Source organism: Nocardiopsis prasina DSM 43845 (genome assembly GCF_000341265.1).
GTDB classification, from domain to species: Bacteria; Actinomycetota; Actinomycetes; order Streptosporangiales; family Streptosporangiaceae; genus Nocardiopsis; species Nocardiopsis prasina.
In genome coordinates this window covers 1-9,669 of the sequence record NZ_ANAE01000220.1, presented here as the reverse complement: position 1 = coordinate 9,669, position 9,669 = coordinate 1, and the positions used below count along the sequence as shown (strand labels likewise).

The following is a 9,669-nucleotide window of genomic DNA, read 5'->3' as shown; positions in this document are numbered from 1 at the left end:
GGCCAATGACCAGCCGCGACACGCAACCCGCTGCGCACCGACGCGAGGAAGCACCCGCCTTCGCTGATGCCTTTCCAGTTCCGGCGAGGCCGAAGAGGAGGGTCCGGTGGGTGGGAAGAGAAGGCACCCCGCGTGCGAGCCGAGGAGGGCTGCCCCTCCAGCACCTGGAGGAGATCCCCAAGAGATGGGGCCCATGAATCACCCGGAGCAGGTGAATCCACGAGGTGCTGTGTCCTGAGGGTTGTCGAGGAGACCACGATCAATGACTGCGTACGGGATTCTGGGCGTGGCCAGGGTGAATCCGCTGGCCTCACCCTGGAGGGCGCTGCCCAGTGTGCCGAGGTTCCCCGTTCAACGAGGGTTCGGGGATGTTGGTGATCAGGGCCGCCAACCCGTCCGCGTCCAGCAGATCGGCGGGCCGGACGGTCTCCCCCGCCCGCACGTAGTGGAACGCGGCCCGAACCTCCTCCAGCCCCACTCCGGCCAAGTCGGCCCAGGCCAGCCGATAGGCGGCCAGCTGCACCCCGACAGCCCTGCGCTCGACGTTGTTCCCCGGCGGACGACCGGTCTTCCAGTCCACGACGTCGTACCGCCCGGTGTCGGCGTCATGGAACACCGCGTCCATCCGACCACGGATCAGACGGTCACCGATGACCGTCTCGAACGGCACCTCGACCTCGGCCGGAATCCTCGTGCCCCACTCGCTCTCCTCGAACCTGCGCTGGAGTTCGGCCAGGTCCTCGTCCTCACCTGCGGTCTCGTCGGCGGCCCCCGGCAACTCGTCCAGCAGCGTCGCGTTGTGACCGAACCGCTGCTCCAACCACGTGTGGAAGGCCGTGCCCCGGCGGGTGTGCGGCGCGGGCGGCCGGGGCAGCGGCCGACGGATCTGCCGGGCCAGCGCGGAGGGATCGCGCGCCAACCAGACCATGGAGGACACCGACAGGTGGTCGGGCAGCTCCACCTGGACTGGCCCGTCCCCCGGGCCCGAGGCTGCCCGGTCCCGGTGGGCGAGCAGCAACTCGGTGTCGCGCTCCCACCCCTGGAGCCTGCGGCGCAGCCCCTCGGGGGGCTTCCTCGGACCGACCGGCTTCCCCTCACGCATACGCGCACGCGCCTGCTCGACCAGCTCAGCACCGGCCACGATCTGGGCTCGTCGGGAGGCGGCGGGGGGCTGGCCCTCCGGGTTCGGCTCGGGCTCCGCTACCGGAGCGGGCTCGGCCGGGGACTCGATCAGCGCGTCGAAGTCGGGCACCGGTACGTCGTCGAACTCGGGATCGTACTCCGGCTCGAACTCGAAGTCCGGTTCCGGTCCGAACTCGAAGTCCGGCACGGGTTCCGGAACTGCCGGAACCGGCAACAGCACCGGCGCGGGCTCCGCGGAACCCGTGGCGGACGGCACGTCCTCGGGGGGCCACACCGCCGACGACTCCTCCTCGTCGTGCGGGTTGGTGTCCTCGGGGTCCGGCGGCGGGTCCCAGCGCACCACTCCCCCGGCCCCCTGCTCGCAGGCCTCGCGGATCTCCTCCAGGAACTCCGAGGGCCCGCGCGGGGCGCTGCCGGTCCGCCCCCACCAGTGACCGGTGCACACCAGTTCGTAGGAGGCCCGGGTGACCGCCACGTAGGCGAGCCGCCGTTCCTCCATCAGGTGGCGGGCCTCCTCCGCCTCCTTGAACGCGGCGATGTCCTCCTTCTCGACCCCGCGCAGCGTGGGCAGGCTGGAGCGGTCGCCGCGCAGCGGGTACGGGAGCTGGTGGTCGGCCTTCACCCAGGCAAGGGAGTCGCGGGCCTTGGCGGGGAAGAGCGGGGCGCGCGCCCCGGCGCTCACCCCGGGCACGATTACCACGGGCCACTCCAGGCCCTTGGCTCCGTGCATGGTCATGAGCTTGACGCTGTCCGAGCCGCCCACCCGCTCTCCCGGGCTGAGGGCGCTCTCGTTCTCCTCGGCGGCGTTGAGGTAGCCGAGGAAGCTCCCCAGGGTGGGGTCCTCGGAGTTGCCGACGAAGCGGACGGCGTGGTCCACGAAGGCGTCCAGGTCGGCGCGGGCCGAGAGGGGGTCGCGGTTGGTGCGCGCGCCCACCTCGATGTCCAGGCCGAGCATCCGCTCGATCTCGGTGATGAGGTCCGGCAGCGGTTGGCCCACGAGCTTGCGCAGGGTGCGCAGTTCCTCGGCGAGGCGCCCCAGACGCTCGTAGGCGGTCTCCGAGTAGTTCTCGGCGGGCCCCGGGTCNCGACGGCGTCCACGAGCCTGCCGCTCTCGGCGGTCAGGTCCAGGACGGTGCGGCGCAGCAGGTCCTCCGACTCCTCGCGCGCCCCCTCCTCCGCCGCGGGGCCGGTGAGGTCGCGGCGGGTGTGCCTGGCCAGCTCGGTGGCGCGGGAGCCGAGCGCGGCGAGGTCGCGGGGGCCCAACCGCCAGCGCGGCCCGGTGAGCAGGCGGGCCAGCTCGTTCCCGGCCGAGGCGTCGTGGACCACGCGCAGGGTGGCGATGATGTCGCGGACCTCGGGCACGAGCATGAGCCCGCCCAGGCCGACGACCTCCACGGGGATACCGTGCGCCTCCAGGGCGTCGCGCAGCGGCGGGAACTGGGAGCGCTTGCGGCACAGGACCGCGACGTCACCGGGACTGACCCCGCCGTCGGGTCCGCCGCCGGTCTCACTCTCGGGCCACACCAGCCCGTCCGGGGCGAACACCTGGCCGCCCGGGGTCTCGGCGTCGGCCCGGAGCAGGTCCCGCACGTGGTCGGCGATCCAGGCCGCCTCCTCGGTCTCCGTGGAGAACAGCCCCGCCCGTGCGAGGCCGCGACCCTGCCGAGCCTGGCTGGGGTGCAGCACCGGGACGTCGGCCGCCTCGGCGCGCAGCGGCTCGGAGATTCGTTTGGCCACCCGCAGGATCCGTTCACCGTTGCGGAAGCTGAAGGTGAGTCGGCGGACCGGGGCGGGGCGTCCGGGCGCGACCGGGAAGTCGGTGGGGAAGCTGGTGAGGTTGGCGGCGATCGCCCCCCGCCATCCGTAGATGGACTGGCAGGGGTCGCCCACGGCGGTCACCGCGTGCCCCTCGCCGAACAGCGCGCGCAGCAGCACCAGTTGGGCGTGGCTGGTGTCCTGGTACTCGTCGAGCAGGACCACGCGGAACCGGCCGCGCTCGATCAGCCCGACCTCGGCGTGGTTCTGGGCGATGCGGGCTGCCAGCGCCATCTGGTCGCCGAAGTCCATGGCCTCGCGCGCGTGCTTGGCGTGGTTGTAGCGGTCCACCAGCGGGAGCAGTTGCTCGCGGCGGCGCTGGGTGTCCACCAGGTCCCGGGTGGGCTGGGTGGTCTTGCGGGACATCGCGTCCACCCCGGCCTGGATCCAGCGGCCGACGCCGCGCACCTGGTCCGTGGTGGTGAGGTGGTCGGAGATCTGCCCGGACAGGTCCAGGACGCGGCGGGTGACGGTGTCCGCGCCGACGTTCACGTGCTCCATGGGACCGTCGTACTCGCCGACGATCCGGGCGGCCAGTTGCCAGGCCTGACCCTCGCTGAGCAGCCGGGACGTGGGTTCGACCGCCTCACGCAGGGCGTGGTCGGCGACGATGCGCCCGGCGTAGGAGTTGTAGGTGGAGACGGTGGGCTCGCCGTCCAGCAGCTCGTCCGGGAACTGCTCGGTGGCGCGCAGCTGCTCCAGGCGCTTGCTCACGCGCTCGGCCAGCTCGGCGGTGGCCTTGCGGGTGAAGGTCAGCCCGAGGATCTGCTCCGGGCGGACGTGGCCGTTGGCGACCAGCCACACGACGCGGGCCGCCATAGTCTCGCTCTTGCCCGACCCGGCGCCGGCGATCACCACCCCGGGTTCCAGCGGCGCCGAGATGACCTGGGCCTGCTCGGCGGTGGGTTCGGGACGCTTGAGGAGCCGGGCCAGCTCGGCCGGGTTGAAGCGGGGTCTGTGGGGGTCGGGGGAACCGGAGGCGGAGGGTGCCCCGGGGATGGGTTCAGACATGTCGGCCCTCGTCCTGGACCGGGCAGCAGGCGCGCACGGCGCACGCGTTGCATCCGGTGTTGCGGGTGGCGGCGAAGCGGGACCCGCCCATGCCGATGGCGACCTCGCGGACGAGGGTCCCCGCCCATGCGGGGTCGGGGTCCTCGCCCAGAGGGGGCTGGGTCTGTTCGCGTGCCTTCTTGCTGAGCGCGGCCTTGCCGACCTGGACGAGGGCGGCGCCGCCGGGTTCGGCCAGGCCGAGCTTGGCGAAGGCGCCCCGGAGCACGGCCATCTGGTAGACGCCGAGCTGGGGGTGGCGGGCCAGGTCGTCGGCCTTGGTGCCGCCGGTCTTGATGTCCACGACCACGGCGCGGCCCTCGGAGTCGCGTTCGAGACGGTCCACTCTGCCGGTGATCTCGATCCCGCCCACGTCCACCTTGAACCCCTCCTCGGTGACGACCAGTTCGCGGTCGTTGGTGGCGTCCCAGGTGATGAACTTGCGGACCATCTCGTCGGCGCGGTCGCGCTGTTTGTCGGACTGCCAGGGGCCGCCGAAGTCGAGGTCGGCCCAGATCTCGTCCATGCGGGCGCCGACCTCCTCGGCGGTGCCGCCCTCGGCGACCAGCACGGCGACGGCGTGCACGACGGTGCCCAGGGCGGAGGCGGAGTCGCCCGAGGACGCCCCGGCCGCGCGCTCCAGCAACCAGCGGAGCTGGCAGTTGGTGAAGCTCTCCACCTGGGAGGGCGACACCCGGATGGTGTCCTCGGGGTCGGAGAGCGGTCGAGCGTCGGAGAAGGGGGTGAGCGCGTACCACTCGGCCGGGTCCGCTCCCCGGACGCCCTCCTCTGCCAGGCGGGCCAGGTGGGCGGCGGCGGCCGTGCGCAGGGGGTCGGGGGCCTCGGGGTCGGTGACCACCGAGCGCAGGTCGGCGACGAGCGCGGGCAGGGACAGCCAGCGGCGGCCGGTGCTGACCGGTTCCGGGTCGCCCGTGCCCATCTCGTTGAGGAAGCGGGAGGGGCGTTCATCGGTGTCCTCGCCGCCCACGCAGGTGACGTAGAGGGTGCGGCGCGCACGGGTGAGCGCCACGTAGAAGAGGCGGCGCTCCTCGTGCAGGAGCTTGGACGCCAGGGCGGCGCCGAAGGAGTCGGCGGAGTGGCCGCCGGAGTCCAGCAGCTCCTCCACGCCGAGCAGGGAACCGCGCAGCCGCAGGTCCGGCCACTCGCCCTCCTGAACCCCGGCGACGATCACCAGGCCCCACTCCAGGCCCTTGGAGCGGTGGGCGGTGAGGATGCGCACCGCCTCGCCCTCGGGCGCGCGCTCGGCGAGGCTGTCGCCGGGAATCTCCTGCGCGGCGAGGTCCTCCAGGAACCCGCCGGGGGTGCCGGGCGGCAGGCGGTCGCAGTAGCGGGCGGCGCTCTCGAACAGCGCGACCACGGCGTCCAGGTCGCGGTCGGCGGCGGCGCCTCGGCGGCCCCCGGCCAGGCTGGCGCGCATGAGGCGGTCGGCCAGGCCGCTGTCCCGCCACAGCTCCCAGAGGACCTGCTCGGCGTCGGCGCCCTTGGCCGACAGGTCCCGGACGGTGCGCAACGCGTTGGCCACGCGCAGGGCCGGGGCGGCCACGGCGGGGTCCACCAGCGTGAGTTCACCGGGGTCGCGCAGGGAGTCCACGAGCAGCCGGGAGGAGGGCCGGTAGCCCGTAGCGGGGGTCTCCTCGGTGCCCTCGGTGTTCCTGGCATCCCCGGCAGCGTCAGTGGGTTCGGGGGGCTCGGTGGGCTCGGCTCCGTTCGCGGCGCGGTCGAGGTCCAGGCGACGCAGGGCGCGGACCAGACGGCGCAGCCGTACCGAGTCCGCCTCGCCGAAGGGGCTCATGAGTAGCTCTCGGGCGGCGTCGTCGTCCAGCTCCTGCGGGCGCAGGCCGTAGCGGATGAGGCCGAGCAGCGGACGGACGATGGGTTCTGCGGCCACCGGCAGGTCATCGGACCCCACGACCACCGGCACCGAGGCGGCCGTGAGCGCCCGACGCAGCACCGGGAGCTGGCGGCTGGAGGAGCGCACCAGAACGGCCATGTCCGACCACGGGACCCCGTCCACCAGGTGGGCGCGGCGCAGGGTGTCGGCGATGACGGCGGCTTCCTGGGTGGAGCTGTCCGCCATGAGGACGTGCACCTCACCGTCCGGGACCCCCTCGGCGGGGATGAGGTCGCGGTGGGCGTTCACCCTTCCCTGGGCTGAGGCCACGGCGGGCAGGCGGCGGGTGAGGCCGCGCGAGGCCGTCAACAGGGCAGCACCACTGCGCCGACAGGTGCGCAGTGCCACGACCGGGGCGTCGGTACGCCGCAGTGTGGGGAAACGACGCGGGAAGTCGAGGATGTTGTCCACCTCGGCACCGCGGAAGGCGTAGATGGACTGGTCCGGGTCACCCACCGCGACGAGGTCGCGGCCGTCCCCGGCCAGGGCGCGCAGCAGCTCCTCCTGGGCCGGGTCGGTGTCCTGGTACTCGTCGACGAACACCACCTCGTGGGCGGCGCGCTCGCGCTCCTGCACCTCGGGGTCGGAGAGCATGTTCGCGGCCACGCGTACGAGTTCGGCGTAGTTGAGGGTGGGCACCGGCGCGATGTCGAACCGGCCGTTCATCCGGGAGAGGAACCCGGCGGCGGCGGTCCAGTCGTCGCGGTCGCGCTCGGCCGCCGCCCGGGCCAGGTCTGCCGGGCCCAACCCGCGCTCCTGGGCGCGCATGAGGAAGTCGCGTAGCTCCTCCGCGAACCCACGGGTCTCCAGGGCCGGGCGCAGTCGCTCGGGCCACTCCTCGGCGCCGTCCTGGAACTCCCAGTTCAGCAGCTCGCGAACCTCCATGAGCTGCTCGGGCCCGGACAGCAGCCGGGGCGGGGAGTCGCCCATCCGCTGGAACTCGCGGCGGATGAGGGCGTAGGCGTAGCTGTGGAAGGTGAGGGCGAGGGGTTCGCGGGTGGTGCGCCGCAGACGGCCGGTGATGCGCTCACGCAGCTCCTGGGCGGCCTTGCGGCTGAAGGTGAGCACCAGGATGCGGGAGGGGTCCACACCACGGTTGTCGATGCGGTCCACCACGGCCTCGACGATCGTGGTGGTCTTGCCGGTCCCGGGACCGGCCAGGACCAGGAGCGGGCCACCCGGGTGGTCGACGACGCGCTGCTGGTTCTCGTCCAGCACCGGAGGCGGCAGCACCTGGTGGGCGCGCCGCACAAGACGGTACGGGGATGTGTTCACGCCTCCAGTTCACCAGAGGTCGACGACCATCGCGGACGCCGCGTGGGCGCTCCGGAGCCCATTCAGGCGCCGCTTCCCCCGTCCCATCGGGCTTCCCGCATGTCCACCCGGTCGCCGCTCGGGCGCATCGGGGTGGCCTCCGCCGCGTAGTGGGATCGGGCACGTACGAGGTGGCCCTCGGCGGGGCGCCCGTCCGAGCGCACCACGCGCCACCACGGAACTCCCCCGCCCCAGCGGGACATCACCGAACCCACCTGCCGGGGTCCGCCCCGGCCGACGTACTCGGCGATGTCGCCGTAGCTCATGACCCGGCCCGACGGGATCCGCTCGACCACCGAGAGGACCTCCTCGGTGTACTCGTCGACGGGCTCGGACTCCTCGTCCTCGGCGGGTTCTCGGGGGTGGGGCTCGACCATGCGCCGAGCCTATCCGCCCCCTCGGACACTAATCGGCGCCGGTTACTCGGACACCACGTTCATGTGGGTGCCCCACGCCAGCTCGGGGTCGCGCCTGCGCGCGGCGCGGGCCCGTACCAGCCCGTTCACGCCCAGGGCGGCAATGATCACGCCGCCGACCCACGCCGTGATCGCGGCGGGCAGGACGTGGGTGTAGTCCAGCGCCCACGGCAGGACGAACAGCAGCACACCGGCCGCCGTCACGCCGAGCTCGGTCACCAGCGCGCCGGGCCGGGTCAGGGACATCGTGGCCATGACGATGACCGCCAGCCCCACCAGGAGGAACATCGCCCCGGAGAAGCCGTACATCCCGTGCCCGACCCAGCTCAGACCCACGACGAGCCCGAGAACAATCGTGGCCACGTCCGCCCAGCGTCCCTTCTCACGCATCACGCCACCTCCTCGCGGCAGGGGTCCGCACCGGAGGTCGGTACCGCACCCCGTGGGTGCTTCGTACCCATTTATCACCCTTGGTAGGGGTTCGGACAAGCGAAAAGCCCCACCGACCGCACTGTCGGGCTACGTGCGGGGCCCGGACGGCAGTGAGCCGCGGTGGTCTGGCCGACCACGTGCAGGGCGATCAGGCCGGCGCGGGCACGGTCGGCAACGAGATCGCGTACCCCTGGCAACTCACCTGCCGGTCCCACGCCCTGGACAGGAGGTCCGTGCACCTGCGGGACCCCGCCCCGAGGCCGCGTGGCCTCTTCCGGCCTCAGAGCCAGGGCGCGGGACGTCGCTCACCGGTCTCGGGGTCGGTCGAAAGTGTGGCCGGCTCGAAGCGTTGTTCGCGGACGATGTTCTGGCTCTCATCCAATTCGCGGTGAATGATCCTGTTGCCGAGGGCATCAAAGACGGTCTCGGAAAGTAGCCGCCCCTGCTCGTCCCACTCGTGCCAGGGCCCGACGGGGCCGTAGGGGTGACGACGAACACCTTGGCCCACTACCCTTCCCGAAGCCGACCATTGGAATACGGGACCCTCCTCGAATCCATCGATCATGCTGCGAACTCCAGAGCCCCCTTCTGCCCCCTGATCGAAAACGAACCCAGTGAACGGTGACCCGTTGAGAATTTGTTGACCACTCCCCGGAGCCTCAGACAGGTCTTCTGATTTCACCGTGGCGGTGAACTGACCTGCAAGCACATTTTCCGGGGGCGTGACATCAGGAAGGCGGACCCAGGGAATGATTTCTTCTCCACCCCCTTCTCCCACCGCGGAGCGGGGAATGATGAGCTCCTCGCTCGCGAGCAGGCCGCTTTCCTTCCATTTTCTCTTGAGAGCCAGGTGGCCATTGCTGGAAAAAATCTCCTCAGATTGCAAATTCCCATCATAGTCCCAGGTCCAGAAAGCTCCAACAATGGGCCTTTTCGTGGAAACATTCGAGTAGCTGAGCAGTACCCCATCATCACTGACGGAGTACTCGGACCCCCAGGCCACACCTTGCACGAAGGAGCGATACGAAGCTATTCCGGGTTCAAGCTCCACCGCATATCCGGTCAACCCCGCACCTTCGTACACCGCACTGTACTCGTCGAGCGAATCAAGTTCCTCTGAATTAATTCTTTTCACTTTCGGGGACTCCTTGCTCTTCGAGCGTGGGCAGTTCTCGATATTCGGGCGAGACGAGGTCCGGGCGGTTCCTTTCATGGAACGGGCAGTTGACATCGGCCACCGCGGTCGCCTCCGGTGTTGTCAGCGATCTCTTTGTCTGAACGGTTACCGGAGCCGGGGGCGTCGATGTCGGTGGCTTTGGCTCGGACCAGGACAGGAGTGGGAGTCTTCTTCGACTCGGTGAGGACGTCACCGTCGTTCCTGCTCGGGACCAGATCCGGGCCCAGGGCACGTCAACCGAGTCACCGAAGTAGCCCGTCCAATTCGGGGCCTCTTGGTTTCTTTCTCTCTCAATCCGTCCCCGGAGCCGCTCTCACGTGTGCAGGTGTTCTGAGAGACCCGGTCAGCCCGGGGGACGTCTTTTCGGGCGGCCGGGGGTCAGACGGGGCGGCCCGCGCCGGGAGCCTGCTCAG

The 9,669-nt window shown here is 71.3% G+C and carries 5 protein-coding genes and 1 pseudogene; all 6 read right to left on the bottom strand.

Annotated elements, in window-relative coordinates; translation table 11 throughout:
• Positions 1–310 precede the first annotated feature (310 nt).
• Complete coding sequence (locus D452_RS31585) at positions 311–2,098, bottom strand: PD-(D/E)XK nuclease family protein (protein ID WP_017547250.1); 1,788 nt, start codon at positions 2,096–2,098, stop codon at positions 311–313.
• A 341-nt stretch (positions 2,099–2,439) separates the two neighbouring features.
• A pseudogene (locus D452_RS31580) lies at positions 2,440–3,969 on the bottom strand (ATP-dependent helicase); the annotation flags it as partial.
• The gene (locus D452_RS0126980; RefSeq protein WP_017547249.1) at positions 3,962–7,168 is read right to left on the bottom strand and encodes an ATP-dependent helicase; all 3,207 of its coding nucleotides are present in this window, start codon (positions 7,166–7,168) and stop codon (positions 3,962–3,964) included. The gene D452_RS0126980 and the pseudogene D452_RS31580, both read right to left, overlap by 8 nt.
• A gap of 86 nt (positions 7,169–7,254) precedes the next feature.
• Entirely contained in the window at positions 7,255–7,608 is a 354-nt protein-coding gene (locus D452_RS0126975; RefSeq protein WP_017547248.1) for an MGMT family protein, read from the bottom strand.
• 42 nt (positions 7,609–7,650) lie between these two features.
• Positions 7,651–8,037 carry an SPW repeat domain-containing protein gene (locus D452_RS0126970; protein ID WP_017547247.1) on the bottom strand — a complete coding sequence of 129 codons (387 nt, stop codon included), beginning with the start codon at positions 8,035–8,037 and terminating at the stop codon, positions 7,651–7,653.
• Positions 8,038–8,359: 322 nt separating this feature from the next.
• Positions 8,360–9,214 carry a hypothetical protein gene (locus tag D452_RS31575; RefSeq protein WP_239646465.1) on the bottom strand — a complete coding sequence of 285 codons (855 nt, stop codon included), beginning with the start codon at positions 9,212–9,214 and terminating at the stop codon, positions 8,360–8,362.
• Between the last annotated feature and the right edge of the window lie 455 nt (positions 9,215–9,669).

Coding starts and splice junctions, on each gene's coding strand:
- D452_RS0126975 (WP_017547248.1), bottom strand. CDS start 7,608: ATGGTCGAGCCCCACCCCCGAGAACCCGCCGAGGACGAGGAGTCCGAG.
- D452_RS31585 (WP_017547250.1), bottom strand. CDS start 2,098: ATGCTCGGCCTGGACATCGAGGTGGGCGCGCGCACCAACCGCGACCCC.
- D452_RS0126970 (WP_017547247.1), bottom strand. CDS start 8,037: ATGCGTGAGAAGGGACGCTGGGCGGACGTGGCCACGATTGTTCTCGGG.